Source organism: Bradyrhizobium sp. HKCCYLS3013 (genome assembly GCF_051167615.1).
In the GTDB taxonomy this organism is placed as follows: domain Bacteria; phylum Pseudomonadota; class Alphaproteobacteria; order Rhizobiales; family Xanthobacteraceae; genus Bradyrhizobium.
This window is the reverse complement of the sequence record NZ_JBNPTK010000004.1, coordinates 63,278-80,292: the sequence shown is the minus strand read 5'-3', so window position 1 is coordinate 80,292 and position 17,015 is coordinate 63,278. Positions and strand designations below refer to the sequence as shown.

General features: G+C 64.6%; 10 protein-coding genes. All 10 read left to right on the top strand.

Annotated features, from left to right (window positions below; genetic code table 11):
- The first annotated feature begins 354 nt into the window (after positions 1 to 354).
- The 10 genes from rplK to rpoC all read left to right on the top strand — a co-directional run bounded on the left by rplK (position 355) and on the right by rpoC (position 16,696).
- Entirely contained in the window at positions 355 to 783 is a 429-nt protein-coding gene (rplK, locus tag ACQR1F_RS09410) for a 50S ribosomal protein L11 (RefSeq protein ID WP_012045056.1), read from the top strand.
- A 6-nt stretch (positions 784 to 789) separates the two neighbouring features.
- On the top strand, positions 790 to 1,482 hold the full coding sequence (rplA, locus tag ACQR1F_RS09405; RefSeq protein ID WP_316216035.1) for a 50S ribosomal protein L1: 693 nt from the start codon (positions 790 to 792) through the stop codon (positions 1,480 to 1,482).
- 76 nt (positions 1,483 to 1,558) lie between these two features.
- Positions 1,559 to 2,509 (top strand): NAD(P)-dependent oxidoreductase, encoded by a 951-nt coding sequence (locus ACQR1F_RS09400; RefSeq protein WP_434912903.1) that lies wholly within the window; start codon positions 1,559 to 1,561, stop codon positions 2,507 to 2,509.
- A gap of 214 nt (positions 2,510 to 2,723) precedes the next feature.
- A complete protein-coding gene (locus ACQR1F_RS09395; RefSeq protein ID WP_172130827.1) occupies positions 2,724 to 3,188 on the top strand; it encodes a (2Fe-2S)-binding protein in 465 nt (154 codons plus the stop codon).
- A 2-nt stretch (positions 3,189 to 3,190) separates the two neighbouring features.
- Positions 3,191 to 5,374 (top strand): molybdopterin cofactor-binding domain-containing protein, encoded by a 2,184-nt coding sequence (locus ACQR1F_RS09390; RefSeq protein ID WP_434912902.1) that lies wholly within the window; start codon positions 3,191 to 3,193, stop codon positions 5,372 to 5,374.
- Complete coding sequence (locus ACQR1F_RS09385) at positions 5,371 to 6,018, top strand: Isoquinoline 1-oxidoreductase subunit (protein WP_434912901.1); 648 nt, start codon at positions 5,371 to 5,373, stop codon at positions 6,016 to 6,018. The genes ACQR1F_RS09390 and ACQR1F_RS09385 overlap by 4 nt, the downstream gene beginning before the upstream one ends.
- A 723-nt stretch (positions 6,019 to 6,741) precedes the next feature.
- Entirely contained in the window at positions 6,742 to 7,260 is a 519-nt protein-coding gene (gene rplJ, locus ACQR1F_RS09380) for a 50S ribosomal protein L10 (protein WP_434880768.1), read from the top strand.
- Between the two features lie 60 nt (positions 7,261 to 7,320).
- Positions 7,321 to 7,698: a 50S ribosomal protein L7/L12 gene (gene rplL, locus ACQR1F_RS09375; RefSeq protein ID WP_172108050.1), complete on the top strand. Its 378-nt coding sequence runs from the start codon at positions 7,321 to 7,323 to the stop codon at positions 7,696 to 7,698.
- 548 nt (positions 7,699 to 8,246) lie between these two features.
- On the top strand, positions 8,247 to 12,365 hold the full coding sequence (gene rpoB / locus ACQR1F_RS09370; RefSeq protein ID WP_315800977.1) for a DNA-directed RNA polymerase subunit beta: 4,119 nt from the start codon (positions 8,247 to 8,249) through the stop codon (positions 12,363 to 12,365).
- Positions 12,366 to 12,496: 131 nt separating this feature from the next.
- Positions 12,497 to 16,696, top strand: coding sequence for a DNA-directed RNA polymerase subunit beta' (gene rpoC, locus ACQR1F_RS09365; protein ID WP_315800976.1), 4,200 nt, complete (start codon positions 12,497 to 12,499; stop codon positions 16,694 to 16,696).
- The last annotated feature ends 319 nt before the right edge of the window (positions 16,697 to 17,015 follow it).

Below are 17,015 nucleotides of genomic sequence, written 5' to 3'. Positions count from 1 at the left end.
AGAGCTGAGCCCTGAATCCATAGCCTCGATCGGGAATGGGACGGCGAAGTGCCAGCTCCAGCGTGCCTCACGCGGCACCCTGTGGCTATGGAGTCCGGGCTCGCCCTGCGGGCGCCCCGGAATGACGGGAGGAGGGAGCTTTGCCCTCAACCCTTTCCTTTTCGTCCGATCTCGTGTATCGGGCGCGCTTCGCTCCCCGGACGGGGGGCGATTTCGTTCGTGGGAGGCGTGACCGGCTTTGCCAGCCGGGCCAAGCGCGCCGGACCACGGTCCCAAACCTCGCCCGACGGGTTTTGTCGCCCCAAGGCGTTGCGTTCGCATCAGGCAAGGTCGCGAGCGCATTGGAGAATCCCAATGGCAAAGAAAGTAACCGGTTACCTGAAGCTTCAGGTGCCGGCCGGCGCGGCCAACCCGTCGCCGCCGATCGGCCCGGCGCTCGGTCAGCGCGGTCTCAACATCATGGAGTTCTGCAAGGCGTTCAACGCGCAGACCCAGAAGGAAGAGAAGAACACCCCGATCCCGGTGGTCATCACCATTTACGCGGACCGGTCCTTCACCTTCGAGATGAAGACCCCCCCGATGTCCTACTTCCTCAAGCAGGCCGCCAAGATCCAGTCGGGCTCCAAGGCCCCGGGTCGCGACAAGGCCGGCAAGGTGACCAAGGCGCAGGTGCGCGAGATCGCCGAGAAGAAGATGAAGGACCTGAATTGCGACTCGATCGAGTCGGCCATGAAGATGGTCGAGGGCTCCGCCCGCTCGATGGGTCTGGAAGTTGCGGGGTAAGCGGCCATGGCTATCGGAAAGCGTCTGAAGAAGGCCCGCGAGGGCATCGACCGCACCAAGCTCTACCCGCTTGCTGACGCGATCAAGATGATCAAGGAACGGGCCGTGTCGAAGTTCGACGAGACCATCGAGGTCTCGATCAACCTCGGCGTCGATCCGCGCCACGCCGACCAGATGGTCCGCGGCGTCGTCATGCTGCCGAACGGCACCGGCCGTACGCTGCGCGTGGGCGTGTTCGCCCGCGGCGCCAAGGCCGAGGAAGCCAAGGCCGCCGGTGCCGACGTGGTCGGCGCGGAGGACCTGGTTGAGAAGGTGCAGAACGGCAATATCGACTTCGACCGCTGCATCGCCACCCCCGACATGATGCCGCTGGTCGGCCGTCTCGGTAAGGTGCTCGGTCCGCGCGGCATGATGCCGAACCCGAAGATCGGCACCGTGACCATGGACGTCGCCGGTGCCGTCAAGGGCGCCAAGGGCGGCTCGGTCGAGTTCCGCGTCGAGAAGGCCGGCATCATCCAGGCCGGCGTCGGCAAGGCCTCGTTCGCCGAGGACAAGCTGGTCGAGAACATCAAGGCGCTGGCGGATGCGGTGGTGAAGGCCAAGCCGGCCGGCGCCAAGGGCACCTACGTCCAGCGCGTCGCTGTGTCCTCGACGATGGGCCCCGGCGTCAAGGTCGAGCCGGGCACCGTGCTCGCGTAAGCGGCCGGGCATAGGTTAGTTAGAAGGGCGGGATCGTTCATCGATCCCGCCCTTCGCATTTGGAGTGCCTGCCGCCATGCCCGACAAGGTCCTGATCTATTCCCGCCTGCCGAAGTCGCTGACCCAGCGCTTTGCCGACCGCTTCGAACTGCTCGACAGCGGCGGCAAGCCGGCGCACGAGGTTTTTCCGGCGGACGAGGTCGCGCGGATCCGGGCGCTGATCACGGCCGGCGGCACGCCGCTCGGCGCAGTCGACATGGACAGGCTCCCGGCGCTCGGGGCGATCGTCTGCTATGGCACCGGCTATGACGGGGTCGACCTGAAGGCGGCCGCGGCCCGTAACATCGCCGTCGCACACAGCCCGGGCGCCAATGCCGCGGCGGTCGCGGACGTCGCTGTGATGCTGATGCTGGCGAGCACGCGGCGGCTGATGGTGGCAGACGCTTACGTCCGCGACGGCGGCTGGGTGTCCGCAAAACCATCGCCGCTGATGAAGCCGCCGCCGAGCCTCGCCGGCTGCAAGGTCGGCGTCTACGGCATGGGCGAGATCGGCCGCAAGATCGCGGCCCGGGTCGCGGCGTTCGAGACCGAAATCGGCTATTTCAGCCGCACGCGCTACGACGACCTGCCGTATCAATATTTTCCGAGCCTCGAGGCGCTCGCCGAATGGTGCACCGTGCTGATGATCGCGGTCCGTGCCAGCACCGAGACCACTCACGTCGTCAACGCCGGGCTCCTGAAGCGGCTGGGGCCCGACGGCCATGTCGTCAACATCTCGCGCGGCTCCGTCATCGACGAGCACGCGCTGCTGGCGGCGCTACAGGACGGCACCATCGCCGGCGCCGGCCTCGACGTGTTCGAAACCGAGCCGCATGCGCCGGATGAGCTGACCATGCTGCCGAACGTGGTGGTGACCCCGCATATCGGCGGCAACACCAGGGAGGCGCACGTCGCCATGCAGGCCTGCGTGGTCGCCAATCTTACCGCGTTCTTCGCCGGCGAGCCGATGCCGCATCCGGTGAAGTAGCCGCAGGACGCGTGTCGTAGCCCGGATGAGCTTCGCCTTCGCCCTTTCGGGCGCAGCCGTCCGCTCATTCGGGCTACGGATCTCGCTCCGTCGCTGCCGGATCGTTCCGCGCCGGTGCAGAAATATTTTGATGCACTGCACGGCTCTGTGAATTGCGAGCCATTCTCGAATGCATCTAACTCGCGTTGTCGAACGAAAGACAGCGAGGGCGGCAATGGCGGCGTTCACATTGAAGATCAACGGGCGCGAGCATCAGGTCGATGTCGATCCCGGAACTCCCTTGCTCTGGGCCATCCGCGACAATGTCGGGTTGACCGGCACGAAGTATGGCTGTGGCGTCGCGCAGTGCGGCGCCTGCACCGTCTATGTCGATGGCCAGACCGTCCGCTCCTGCTCGTTGCCCGTCTCGGCGGTCGGAAAGAGCGAGGTGACCACGATCGAGGGGCTGACCTCCAAGGAAGCCGTCGCCGTGCAGAAGGCCTGGGCCGCGCACGATGTGCCGCAATGCGGCTACTGCCAATCGGGGCAGGTCATGAGCGCGGCCGCGCTGCTGGGCCTCAATCCCAAGCCCACCGACCAGGACATCGACCTGGCGATGAATGGCAACATCTGCCGCTGCGCGACCTATGTCCGCATCCGCGCCGCGATCCATTCCGCCGCCAAGTCGCTGGAGGGCTGACGATGAATGCACATGTGAAGCCCGCTGCCTCAACCGCATTGTCCCGGCGTTCGCTCCTGAAAGCCGGCGCAGGCCTGGTGCTCGCCACCTATGTCGCCCGCAACGGTGTGGCTTACGCGCAGGATGGCGCCGCGGCCAAGTCCGTCAACATCGAGCCGAACACGTTCCTGGTGATCGGCCAGGACGACACTGTCACCGTTCTCTGCAAGCACATCGAGTTCGGACAGGGCCCGTTCACCGGCATGGCCACCCTGGTGGCCGAGGAGCTCGATGCCGATTGGTCGCTGATGCGCGCCGATCACGCGCCCTCGAATCCGGTGCTCTACAAGAATCTCTTGTTCGGGGTGCAGGGCACTGGTGGCTCGAGCGCGATCGCCAATTCCTACGAGCAGATGCGCAAGGTCGGCGCCGCCGCGCGCGCGATGCTGGTGGCTGCGGCCGCCGACGAATGGAAGGTGCCGGCTGAGGAGATCACGGTCGAGAAGGGCATCATCAAGCACGCTTCGGGCAAGCAGAGCGGTTTCGGCGCGCTGGCCGCGAAGGCGATGCAGCAGCCGGTGCCGGCGAATCCGCAGCTCAAGGATCCCTCCGCCTTCAAGCTGATCGGCAAGGAAGGCGCCGTGACCCGGCTCGACAGCGTGGCGAAGTCGAACGGCTCGGCCGAGTATACGCTCGACATCAAGGATCCGGGGACCTTGACCGTGCTGGTGGCGCGCTCGCCGCGCTTCGGCGGCAAGGTGGCCTCGTTCGACGCATCAGCAGCGAAGGCCGTGCCTGGCGTCGTCGACGTCAAGGAGGTGCCAAATGGTGTCGCCGTCTATGCCGAGGGCTTCTGGCCGGCCAAGACCGCGCGCGACCTGCTCGAGATCTCCTGGGACGACAGCAAGGCGGAGACGCGCGGGACGGCGCAACTGCTGGAGGAGTTTCGCGCGCGCGCAAAGAAGCAGGGCGCGCTGGTGAAGCAGGAGGGCGACGTTGACGCCGAGATCGCCAAAGGCGGCAGGCTGATCGAGACCGAGTTCGTCTTCCCGTATCTGGCCCATGCGCCGATGGAGCCGATCAACGCCTTCATCCACTGGAAAGGCGACACCGCCTCGGCGCGCTATGGCAGCCAGTTTCCGACGCCTGATCACGCCGTGATCGCGCAGGTGCTTGGGCTCGACATCGCCAAGGTCGATCTCAAGACGATTCTTGCTGGTGGCAGCTTCGGCCGGCGGGCGCAGCAGTCGACCCACGTCGCCACAGAGCTGGCGCAGGTCGCCAAAGCGATCGGGCCGGGACGTCCGGTCAAGCTGGTGTGGTCCCGCGAGGATGATATGCGCGGCGGCTACTACCGACCGTTCAGCCTGCACCGGATGCGTGGTGTGGTCCGCGACGGCAAGATCGTGGCGTGGTCGGATACGATCGTCGGGCAGTCGATCATGAAGGGCTCGCCGTTCGAGGCGATGACCATGAAGAACGGCCTCGATTCGACGGCCTATGAGGGCTCCAACGAGATCCCTTACCAGGTGCCGAATTTCCGCTGCGACCTGCATCAGGTCGATGTCGGCGTGCCCGTGCTGTGGTGGCGCTCGGTCGGCCACACCCATACCGGCTACGCCGTCGAGGCGTTTGTCGATCAGTTGCTCGAAGCCGCCGGCCAGGATCCTGTGGAGGGACGACTGGCGATGATGGCCGACAAGCCGCGTCACGCCGGTGTGCTCAAGGCGGTCGCTGAGCTCGCGGACTGGAAGGGCGCCAAGCTCGAAGCGGGCCGCGCCCGCGGTGTGGCCGTGGTCGAGAGCTTCAACACCTACGTCGCCCAGGTGGTCGAGCTGTCGATGGGCGCCGACGGACCGGTCGTGCATAAGGTCTGGTGCGCTGTCGACTGTGGCGTCGCAGTCAATCCCGACATCATCCGCGCCCAGATGGAGGGCGGCATCGGCTTTGCGCTAGGCCACATCCTCTATGCGCAGCAGCCGCTCGACGAGGGACGACCGGTGTCGGGCAATTTCGACACCTACCGCTCGCTGCGCATCCACGAGATGCCGCAGATCGAGGTTGCGATCGTGCCGTCGACCGAGAAACCCTCGGGAGTCGGCGAGCCCGGCGTGCCACCGCTGGGACCTGCCGTCGCCAACGCCATGGCCAGGCTAGGTCTGCCGCGGCCGACCCAACTGCCGATCCGGCCGGGAGACACCGCATGAGCCTGTTCAGAACGGCGACGATGGCGCTGCTCGCTGGCAGCCTGGCTGCGGTTGCGATCGTAGCCCTGCCGGCACTGCGGCGCGCCGATGCGGCGCCCGAGGCGACGCGCGTCGCCGGCGTGCTCAAGCCGGTGGCGGACTTCGCCAGGATCAAGAGCAAGGACGAGCGCGCCGTGGCGCTGTTCGAAGAGGCCGGAAAGGTGCTGCAGTCGCCGCGATGCATGAACTGCCATCCGGCCGGCGACCGGCCGACCCAGACCGACAGGATGATTCCGCATCAGCCGCTGGTGGTCCGCGGCGAGGCCGGCATGGGTGCGCCCGGCGGGCTCGCCTGCACGACCTGCCACCACGAGGCCAATTTCGACGCGGCGCGCGTGCCGGGTAATCCCAAATGGCAGCTGGCTCCGATCGAGATGGCTTGGCAGGGCAAGTCGCTCGGCCAGATCTGCGCACAGATCAAGGATCCAAATCGCAACGGCGGCAAGACCATGGCGCAGCTGATTCACCATATGGCTGAGGATGAGCTGGTCGGCTGGGGCTGGAATCCGGGAGCAGGGCGGACCCCGGCCCCGGGAACCCAGAAGCAGTTCGGCGAGCTGATCAAGGCCTGGGCCGACGCCGGAGAGGCCTGTCCGAAGGGCTGAGGCGGGATTGCGCCCTGCGCGCGCAATGCCCGGTGGCCCTGATGAGCGCAGCGACATCCGGGTTCTCCGGCAGGGCACGTGAGACCCCGCACGTCGCTATCGCCGAACGCGCGTCCCGCGCGCCGGCTGTCGCTCATCCGGGCGACGGGGCTCCTACCCGGCTCCACGGCATGGCCCAACTGGTGCGATTTTTGCTCTTGGGGTCTTGGCAAGTCGCGATCGAGCGGTTAAAGAACCGGCTTCCAGGCGGGCCGGCTGTTGCTGGCGCGCCTGTGCGCGCATTCCGAAAGTTGAGAGGAGCCAGCATTCCTTTTGAGGATATCCGTTTGGATTTCTCGGAAGGAAGAAGGATCTTTCTGCTCTCGAAAATGCCGCAGGGGAGGTCGGTCTGCCGATCACCCCGATCCTGTCCGAGACTGCAGGCGCCGGCGTGGAATCCAATTTCCTCAATGGCTTAATCATCCAGCCTGCATAGACGGGTGAAGACCGGATTTCGGCATGTCCACTGCCTTCGTCGTGGTGGCATGCAGGTTTGGTTCGAACCTCGACACTCCGCGAGCCTCCTAGGGATCCCTGGGGCTTTCGGAAGGGCAGGCTATTCATCGCCGTTTTGCCTTGCGTGTCCTCGGGTTCTTCCGTCCGGAGGTCAGGTTTGGTGGGACGGCGGGTGCAACCCGGCGGTCCCGCTTTCGGGCGAAGGCCGCCAACCGGAGAGAGCTTGCTGTGGAACGAGCGGCAAAAAAAGAGGCGGTCGAGCAGCTGCACGAGGTCTTCAAGACCACGGGCGTTGCCGTCGTCGCTCACTATTCCGGCCTCACCGTGGCCCAGATGCAGAAGCTGCGCATGCAGATGAAGCAGGCTGGCGCGTCGGTGAAGGTCTCGAAGAACCGTCTCGCCAAAATTGCTCTTGAAGGCACGGACGTCGTCGGCATCGGTTCCCTGTTGAAGGGGCCGACCGTGATCGCAACTTCGAGCGATCCTGTCGCGGCGCCCAAGGTTGCCATCGAATTCGCCAAGGCGAACGAAAAGTTCGTCATCCTCGGCGGCTCGATGGGCTCAACCGTCCTGAATGTCGACAGCGTCAAGGCTCTGGCCTCGCTGCCGTCGCTGGACGAACTGCGCGGCAAGCTCGTCGGCCTGATCCAGGCTCCGGCGACCAAGCTCGCCCAGCTCGCCAATGCACCCGCGGCCAAGGTCGCGCGCGTCATTCAGGCTCATGCCTCAAAGGGCGAAGCGGCCTGACGCCCTTCGCAAACACTCACAACCTGGTTTCGAACCGAACCAAATCAAGGAACTACTTCAATGGCTGACCTGCAGAAGATCGTCGACGACCTCTCGGCCCTCACCGTTCTTGAGGCCGCTGAGCTCGCCAAGCTCCTGGAAGAGAAGTGGGGCGTGTCCGCCGCGGCCGCCGTGGCCGTCGCTGCTCCGGGTGCCGGTGGCGCCGCTGCCGCTCCGGCGGAAGAGAAGACCGAGTTCACCGTTGTCCTGGCTTCGGCCGGCGACAAGAAGATCGAGGTCATCAAGGAAGTCCGCGCCATCACCGGCCTGGGCCTGAAGGAAGCCAAGGACCTCGTCGAGGGCGCTCCGAAGCCGGTCAAGGAAGGCGTCAACAAGGACGAGGCCGAGAAGATCAAGGCTCAGCTCGAGAAGGCTGGCGCCAAGATCGAGCTCAAGTAATCGCTTCGATTACGCGAACGAAGTCCCCGGGCTGCCATGGGCAGGTCCGGGGCTTTCGAGAGATTATGATGGCCGGGTGGTAACATCGCCCGGTCATCATGTGGACAAGGAGTTTTGCAGGGGTATTGGGCGCGGCTCGGAATCACTGCAAAAGGCGTGCAACGGAACCGTCTGTTGTGGACTGAACACGGAAAAGTGTGGAGATTTGGGGGCTTCGCTCTCGAATCTCGATTATTGTCAACCCATATTGGGTCGGCAGCACGAAAAGCCGGTTGATCGGTGGAGTGGCGTCTCCGTCCGTAAGCCGCTGGGAGATAGGCAATTTCGGGCTTTTGCAGTCCGTGACGAGATGGTTGTGACGAGCGGGTGCGTCCTCGCGCCTCGCGCGTCGTTTTGCGTTTTGCTGGTCTGAAGAACAGATCTGGGACGTTTCCGTTCCGGCTTTGAGCCTCAGATCCTCGAAATGGATCGAAATTCAACCCGAAGGGGCGGTGGCAGCCGCTGTTTCGGAAGGTTCGCCCCTCCGGGCGACGAAATGAGAGGCCACGATGGCGCAGCAGACATTCACCGGTCGCAAACGCGTTCGCAAGTTCTTTGGACACATCAAGGAAGTCGCGGAGATGCCGAACCTCATCGAGGTTCAGAAGGCGTCCTACGACCAGTTCCTGATGGTGGACGAGCCCACGGGCGGGCGGCCGGATGAGGGCCTGCAGGCGGTGTTCCGCTCGGTGTTCCCGATCTCCGACTTCTCCGGCACCTCGATGCTGGAGTTCGTCCGCTACGAGTTCGAGCCGCCGAAATATGACGTCGACGAGTGCCGTCAGCGTGGCATGACCTTCGCTGCGCCGCTCAAGGTGACCTTGCGCCTCATCGTGTTCGATATCGACGAGGAGACCGGCGCGAAGTCGGTCAAGGACATCAAGGAGCAGGACGTGTACATGGGCGACATCCCGCTCATGACCATGAACGGCACCTTCATCGTGAACGGCACCGAGCGCGTCATCGTCTCGCAGATGCACCGTTCGCCGGGCGTGTTCTTCGACCACGACAAGGGCAAGACCCATTCGTCGGGCAAGCTGCTGTTCGCCGCCCGCGTCATCCCGTATCGCGGCTCCTGGCTCGACATCGAGTTCGACGCCAAGGACATCGTGTTCGCGCGCATCGACCGTCGCCGCAAGCTGCCGGTGACGTCGCTGATGTTCGCGCTCGGCCTCGACGGCGAGACCATCCTGTCGACCTTCTACAAGAAGCTGATCTACAAGCGCATCAAGGAAGGCTGGCGCGTTCCGTTCGACGCCAACCGCTTCCGCGGCTATTCGACCGTCAACGACCTGATCGACGCCGACACCGGCAAGGTCGTGCTCGAAGCCGGCAAGAAGCTCACCGTCCGCGCCGCCCGCCAGCTCCAGGAGAAGGGGCTGAAGGCGCTGCGCATGTCGGACGAGGAGCTGCTCGGCAACTACATCGCCGAGGATCTCGTCAACCCGAAGACCGGCGAAATCTACGCCGAGGCGGGCGAGGAGATCACCGACAAGCTGTTCAAGGTGCTGAACGAGCAGGGCTACAAGGACCTGCCGCTGCTCGACATCGACCACGTCAATGTCGGGCCCTACATCCGCAACACGCTCTCGGCGGACAAGAACATGACGCGTGAGGACGCGCTGTTCGACATCTACCGCGTGATGCGTCCGGGCGAGCCGCCGACGCTCGATTCCGCGCAGGCGATGTTCCAGTCGCTGTTCTTCGATGCCGAGCGCTACGACCTCTCCGCGGTCGGCCGCGTCAAGATGAACATGCGCCTCGAGCTCGATGCGCCGGACACCCAGCGCACGCTGCGCAAGGAAGACATCCTGGCGGTCATCAAGACCCTGGTCGATCTGCGCGACGGCAAGGGCGAGATCGACGACATCGACCATCTCGGCAATCGCCGCGTCCGCTCGGTCGGCGAGCTGATGGAGAACCAGTACCGCATCGGTCTCTTGCGCATGGAGCGCGCCATCAAGGAGCGCATGTCGAGCGTCGACATCGACACCGTGATGCCGCAGGATCTGATCAACGCCAAGCCGGCCGCGGCCGCGGTGCGCGAGTTCTTCGGATCGTCGCAGCTGTCGCAGTTCATGGACCAGACCAATCCGCTGTCGGAGATCACCCACAAGCGCCGCCTGTCGGCGCTTGGACCGGGCGGTCTGACCCGCGAGCGCGCCGGCTTCGAGGTGCGCGACGTGCATCCGACGCATTACGGCCGCATCTGCCCGATCGAGACGCCGGAAGGTCCGAACATCGGCCTGATCAACTCGCTGGCGACATTCGCCCGCGTCAACAAGTATGGCTTCGTCGAGACGCCGTACCGCAAGGTCAAGGACGGCCGCGTCACCGACGAGGTGGTGTATCTGTCCGCCATGGAGGAAGGGCGCTACCGCGTCGCGCAGGCCAACGTGCCGCTCGATGCCAAGGGCCGCTTCACCGAGGACCTCGTGGTCTGCCGTCATGCCGGCGAAGTCGTGCCGATGACGCCCGACAAGGTCGACTACATGGACGTGTCGCCGAAGCAGCTCGTTTCGGTGGCCGCGGCGCTGATCCCGTTCCTCGAGAACGACGACGCCAACCGCGCGCTGATGGGCTCGAACATGCAGCGCCAGGCGGTGCCGCTGGTTCGCGCCGAGGCGCCGTTCGTCGGCACCGGCATGGAAGGCGTGGTCGCCCGTGACTCGGGCGCCGCCATCGCGGCGCGCCGCTCGGGCGTGATCGACCAGATCGACGCCACCCGCGTCGTCATCCGCGCCACCGAGGATCTCGATCCGACCAAGTCGGGCGTCGATATCTACCGGCTGATGAAGTACCAGCGCTCGAACCAGTCGACCTGCATCAACCAGCGTCCGCTGGTGAAGGTCGGCGACATCGTCAAGAAGGGCGACATCATCGCTGACGGTCCGTCGACCGACCTCGGCGAGCTCGCGCTCGGCCGCAACGTGCTGGTCGCGTTCATGCCGTGGAACGGCTACAACTTCGAGGACTCCATCCTGCTCTCCGAGCGGATCGTGAAAGAGGACGTCTTCACCTCGATCCACATCGAGGAATTCGAGGTGATGGCCCGCGATACCAAGCTGGGTCCGGAGGAAATCACGCGCGACATTCCGAACGTGTCGGAAGAGGCGCTGAAGAATCTCGACGAAGCCGGCATCGTCTATATCGGCGCGGAAGTGCGCGCCGGCGACATCCTGGTCGGCAAGATCACGCCGAAGGGCGAGAGCCCGATGACGCCGGAAGAGAAGCTCTTGCGCGCCATCTTCGGCGAGAAGGCCTCCGACGTTCGCGACACCTCTCTTCGTGTTCCACCCGGTGTGCAGGGCACGATCGTCGAGGTCCGCGTGTTCAACCGTCACGGCGTCGACAAGGACGAGCGTGCGCTGGCGATCGAGCGGGAAGAGATCGAGCGTCTGGCCAAGGACCGCGACGACGAGCAGGCGATCCTGGACCGCAACGTCTACAGCCGTCTCGCCGACATGCTGGATGGCCGCCAGGGCATTTCCGGTCCGAAGGGCTTCAAGAAGGACACCAAGATCACCCGCGCGGTGCTCGACGAGTATCCGAAGTCGCAGTGGTGGCTGTTCGCATCGCCGAACGACAAGCTGATGGCCGAGATCGAGGCCATGCGGAAGCAGTACGACGAGTCGAAGAAGGGGCTGGAACAGCGCTTCCTCGACAAGGTCGAGAAGCTGCAGCGTGGCGACGAGCTGCCGCCCGGCGTGATGAAGATGGTCAAGGTCTTCGTCGCCGTGAAGCGCAAGATCCAGCCGGGCGACAAGATGGCCGGCCGTCACGGCAACAAGGGCGTCGTGTCCAAGATCGTGCCGATCGAGGACATGCCGTTCCTCGAGGACGGCACCCATGCGGACATCGTGCTGAACCCGCTGGGCGTGCCCTCGCGCATGAACGTCGGGCAGATCCTCGAGACCCATCTGGGCTGGGCTTGCGCCGGCCTCGGCAAGCGTATCGCCCAGACGGTCGATGCCTACCTGTCGAAGCAGGACGTCAAGCCGCTGAAGGAGACCTTGAAGCGGATCTACGGCGACGACGAGACCATCAAGTCGCTCAACGACAACGAGTTGATCGAGCTTGGTCACAATCTGAGCCGCGGCGTGCCGATCGCCACGCCGGTGTTCGACGGCGCCAAGGAGGCCGACATCGAGGAGATGTTGAAGCTCGCCGGCCTCGACGCATCCGGTCAGTCGACGGTCTATGACGGCCGCACCGGCGATGCATTCGATCGCAAGGTGACGGTCGGCTACATCTACATGCTGAAGCTGCACCATCTGGTCGACGACAAGATCCATGCGCGTTCGATCGGCCCGTACTCGCTGGTCACCCAGCAGCCGCTGGGCGGCAAGGCCCAGTTCGGCGGCCAGCGTTTCGGCGAAATGGAGGTGTGGGCGCTCGAAGCCTACGGCGCGGCCTACACGCTGCAGGAGATGCTGACGGTGAAGTCGGACGACGTCGCCGGCCGCACCAAGGTCTACGAGGCGATCGTGCGCGGCGACGACACGTTCGAGGCCGGTATTCCGGAATCGTTCAACGTGCTGGTCAAGGAAATGCGCTCGCTCGGCCTCAACGTCGACCTGCACAACTCCAAGCTCGGACCGGCGCCGACGTCGGAAGCCGCCGAGTAGGTCAAGAGATCAGGCCCGGCCGTCTCGGACGGCCGGGTGCCGGCGCCTTCCCCCGCGGGTCAGGACAAGGCGCCCGTTGAGAGATTTTCGAATTTGCGGCCGACCCCCGATCGGCCCGCGAGGAGAATACGATGAACCAAGAAATTATGAATCTCTTCAATCCGACGACGCCGGCTCAGGTCTTCGACCAGATCCGGATCTCGATTGCGTCTCCGGAGAAGATTCTGTCCTGGTCCTACGGCGAGATCAAGAAGCCGGAAACGATCAACTACCGTACCTTCAAGCCCGAGCGCGACGGCCTGTTCTGCGCCCGCATCTTCGGGCCGATCAAGGACTACGAGTGCTTGTGCGGCAAGTACAAGCGGATGAAGTACAAGGGCATCATCTGCGAGAAGTGCTCGGTCGAGGTGACCTTGTCGCGTGTCCGGCGCGAGCGCATGGGCCATATCGAGCTCGCCGCTCCGGTCGCGCACATCTGGTTCCTGAAGTCGCTACCGTCGCGCATCGGCCTGCTGCTCGACATGACGCTGAAGGATCTCGAGCGGATCCTGTACTTCGAATACTACGTCGTCCTCGAGCCGGGTCTGACCGCGCTCAAGGACCGTCAGCTGCTGTCGGAAGACGAGTACCTCAAGGCGCAGGACGAATACGGCCAGGACAGCTTCACCGCCATGATCGGCGCCGAGGCCATCCGTGAGCTGCTGCGCGGCCTCGAGCTTGAGAAGCTCGAGCAGACGCTGCGGGCCGAGATGCAGGAGACCGACTCCGACATCAAGCACAAGAAGCTCGCCAAGCGCCTGAAGATCGTCGAGGCGTTCCGCCACTCCGGCAACAAGCCGGAATGGATGATCATGACCGTCGTTCCGGTGATCCCGCCGGATCTGCGGCCGCTGGTGCCGCTCGACGGCGGCCGCTTCGCGACCTCGGACCTCAACGACCTCTACCGTCGCGTCATCAACCGCAACAACCGCCTGAAGCGGCTGATGGAGCTGCGCGCGCCGGACATCATCATCCGCAACGAGAAGCGCATGCTTCAGGAGGCGGTGGATGCGCTGTTCGACAACGGCCGCCGCGGCCGCGTCATCACCGGCGCCAACAAGCGTCCGCTGAAGTCGCTCGCCGACATGCTGAAGGGCAAGCAGGGCCGCTTCCGTCAGAACCTGCTCGGCAAGCGCGTCGACTATTCCGGCCGCTCGGTCATCGTGGTCGGTCCCGAGCTGCGCCTGCACCAGTGCGGCCTGCCGAAGAAGATGGCGCTCGAGCTGTTCAAGCCGTTCATCTACTCGCGGCTCGACGCCAAGGGCCTCTCGACGACCGTCAAGCAGGCCAAGAAGCTGGTCGAGAAGGAGCGCCCCGAGGTCTGGGACATCCTGGACGAGGTCATCCGCGAGCATCCGGTGCTGCTGAACCGCGCCCCGACCCTGCATCGTCTCGGCATCCAGGCGTTCGAGCCGGTGCTGATCGAGGGCAAGGCGATCCAGCTGCATCCGCTGGTCTGCTCGGCGTTCAACGCCGACTTCGACGGCGACCAGATGGCCGTGCACGTTCCGCTGTCGCTCGAAGCGCAGCTGGAAGCGCGCGTCCTGATGATGTCGACCAACAACATCCTGCATCCGGCCAATGGTCAGCCGATCATCGTGCCGTCGCAGGACATCGTGCTCGGTCTCTACTACGTCTCGATCATGCGCGAAGGCATGCCCGGCCAGGGCATGGCGTTCGGCAACATGGCCGAGCTCGAGCATGCGCTGCACGCCAAGGCCATCCATCTCCACAGCAAGATCAAGTACCGCTGGGAGGGGATGAACGAGGAAGGCAAGATCGCCAAGCGCTGGATCGAGACCACCGCGGGCCGCGTGATGCTCGGCAACCTGCTGCCGAAGCATCCGCGCGTGACGTTCGAGGTCATCAACAAGCTGATGACCAAGCGCGAGATCTCGGGCGTGATCGATCAGGTCTATCGTCACTGCGGCCAGAAGGAGACGGTGATCTTCTGCGACCGCATCATGGCGCTCGGCTTCTACAACGCCTTCAAGGCGGGCATCTCGTTCGGCAAGGACGACATGGTCGTGCCGGCGGGCAAGTGGAAGATCGTCGACACCACCCGTACGCTGGCGAAGGATTTCGAGCAGCAGTACAATGACGGTCTGATCACCCATGGCGAGAAGTACAACAAGGTCGTCGACGCCTGGTCGAAGGCCTCGGAAGAGATCGCCAAGGAGATGATGAAGGAGATCTCCGTCACCAAGAAGACGGCGACGGGGGCGGATGCCGACATCAACTCGATCTACATGATGTCGCATTCCGGTGCCCGCGGTTCGCCGGCCCAGATGCGTCAGCTCGCCGGCATGCGCGGCCTGATGGCCAAGCCGTCGGGTGAGATCATCGAGACGCCGATCATCTCGAACTTCAAGGAAGGTCTCTCGGTTCTCGAGTACTTCAACTCGACCCACGGCGCCCGCAAGGGCCTCGCGGACACCGCGTTGAAGACCGCGAACTCGGGCTACCTGACCCGCCGTCTGGTCGACGTGGCGCAGGACTGCATCATCACGCAGGACGATTGCGGCACCCATCTCGGCATCAAGATGCGCGCCATCGTCGACGCCGGCACGGTCGTGGCCTCGCTCGGCTCGCGCATCCTGGGCCGCGTGCCCTGCGACGACGTGCGCGATCCCGCGACCAACGCGGTGCTGGTCAAGGCCGGCACCTTGATGGAGGAAAGCCACATCGACGCCATCCAGCAGGCTGGCGTGCAGGAGGTGAAGATCCGCTCGGCGCTGACCTGCGAGCTGGTCAACGGCATCTGCAAGATGTGCTACGGCCGCGATCTGGCGCGCGGCACGCCGGTCAACCACGGTGAGGCCGTCGGCGTCATCGCCGCGCAGTCGATCGGTGAGCCCGGCACCCAGCTGACGATGCGCACTTTCCACATCGGTGGTGCGGCGCAGCTGAACGAGCAGTCCTTCGTGGAATCGAACTTCGAAGGCAAGGTGGTCATCAAGAACAAGGCGATCGCCCGCAACAGCGAGGGTCACCTGATCGCGATGGTCCGCAACATGGTCGTGACGATCGTCGACCCCGACGGCACCGAGCGTGCGACGCACCGCATCCAGTACGGCGCGCGCATGCATGTCGACGACGGCGACATGATCAAGCGCGGCCAGCGCATCGCCGAGTGGGATCCTTATACCCGTCCGATCCTCACGGAAGCCGAGGGTACGATCGGGTTCGAGGATCTGACCGAGGGTCTGTCGATCTCGGAAACGCTCGACGAATCCACCGGTATCGCCAAGCGCGTGGTCATCGACTGGCGTGGAACGCGCGGTGGCGCGGATCTGCGTCCGGCAATCGTGATCAAGGGCAAGGACGGCAAGGTGCTCAAGCTCGCCCGCGGCGGCGATGCCCGCTACATGCTGTCGGTCGACGCGATTCTGTCGGTCGACGTCGGTTCGACGGTGAAGCCGGGCGACATCCTGGCGCGTATCTCGACGGAAAGCGCCAAGACGCGCGACATCACCGGCGGTCTGCCGCGGGTGGCGGAGCTGTTCGAAGCGCGCAAGCCGAAGGATGCCGCGATCATCGCCGAGATCGCCGGCACCATCCGGTTCGGTCGCGACTACAAGAACAAGCGTCGCATCTCGATCGAGCCGGTCGACAAGACCGAGGAGCCGCGCGAGTACCTGATCCCGAAGGGCAAGCACATCCATCTGCAGGATGGCGACATCGTCGAGAAGGGCGACTTCATCGTCGAAGGCAACCCGGCGCCGCACGACATCCTGGCGATCAAGGGCATCGAGGAGCTCGCGGCCTATCTGGTCAACGAGATCCAGGAGGTCTACCGGCTGCAGGGCGTGCTCATCAACGACAAGCACATCGAGGTGATTGTCCGTCAGATGCTGCAGAAGGTGGAGATCACCGACCAGGGCGATACCGACATGATCTCGGGCGAACAGGTCGACAAGATCGAGTTCGACCTGCTCAACGCGAAGGCCGTGGAGGAGGCGAAGAAGCCGGCCACGGGCACTCCGGTTCTGCTCGGCATCACCAAGGCGAGCCTGCAGACCCGGTCGTTCTTCTCGGCGGCCTCGTTCCAGGAGACCACCCGCGTTCTCACCGAGGCGGCGGTCAACGGCAAGATCGATCCGCTCGAGGGTCTCAAGGAGAACGTCATCGTCGGCCGTCTGATCCCGGCCGGCACCGGCGCCTCGATGGCCCGCATCCGCGAGGTCGCCTTGAAGCGCGACAAGCTGATTCTCGACGAGCGCGAGAAGCAGGCGGCGATCGTGCCGGCGCAGCCCGAGCCTCAGCCGCTCGCGCTGCCGCCGGCAGAGTAACGGACGGTTGCGGCATGACCCTGACGGTGTCGGGGTCTGCCGTGCGTTCATCACGCGTAGAAAAGGCCGGCGTTTGCCGGCCTTTTTTTGACATTTTCTTCTCCTGTTGCCGCGCTGCTGCCCCGTTGTTCATCTTCCCTTCAGGGACAGAGGCGCTTTTGGAAGCATCAGATCCGCTGAGCTGATTTCCGTCGACTCCCGTGGCGATGCGCCGATTTGCTCCGGCGCAAACCTTCTGCGGGCCGGGTAGGCTATGGCCGATCGAGCCCCGAGGGTGGCAGGACCCCTGATATGGACGACCGGCAACGTCGCTGACAGC

Excerpts from the sequence above, each read along its gene's own strand:
- rplK (WP_012045056.1), top strand. The coding sequence starts at position 355 with ATGGCAAAGAAAGTAACCGGTTACCTGAAGCTTCAGGTGCCGGCCGGC.
- rplA (WP_316216035.1), top strand. The coding sequence starts at position 790 with ATGGCTATCGGAAAGCGTCTGAAGAAGGCCCGCGAGGGCATCGACCGC.
- ACQR1F_RS09400 (WP_434912903.1), top strand. The coding sequence starts at position 1,559 with ATGCCCGACAAGGTCCTGATCTATTCCCGCCTGCCGAAGTCGCTGACC.
- ACQR1F_RS09395 (WP_172130827.1), top strand. The coding sequence starts at position 2,724 with ATGGCGGCGTTCACATTGAAGATCAACGGGCGCGAGCATCAGGTCGAT.
- ACQR1F_RS09390 (WP_434912902.1), top strand. The coding sequence starts at position 3,191 with ATGAATGCACATGTGAAGCCCGCTGCCTCAACCGCATTGTCCCGGCGT.
- ACQR1F_RS09385 (WP_434912901.1), top strand. The coding sequence starts at position 5,371 with ATGAGCCTGTTCAGAACGGCGACGATGGCGCTGCTCGCTGGCAGCCTG.
- rplL (WP_172108050.1), top strand. The coding sequence starts at position 7,321 with ATGGCTGACCTGCAGAAGATCGTCGACGACCTCTCGGCCCTCACCGTT.
- rpoB (WP_315800977.1), top strand. The coding sequence starts at position 8,247 with ATGGCGCAGCAGACATTCACCGGTCGCAAACGCGTTCGCAAGTTCTTT.
- rpoC (WP_315800976.1), top strand. The coding sequence starts at position 12,497 with ATGAACCAAGAAATTATGAATCTCTTCAATCCGACGACGCCGGCTCAG.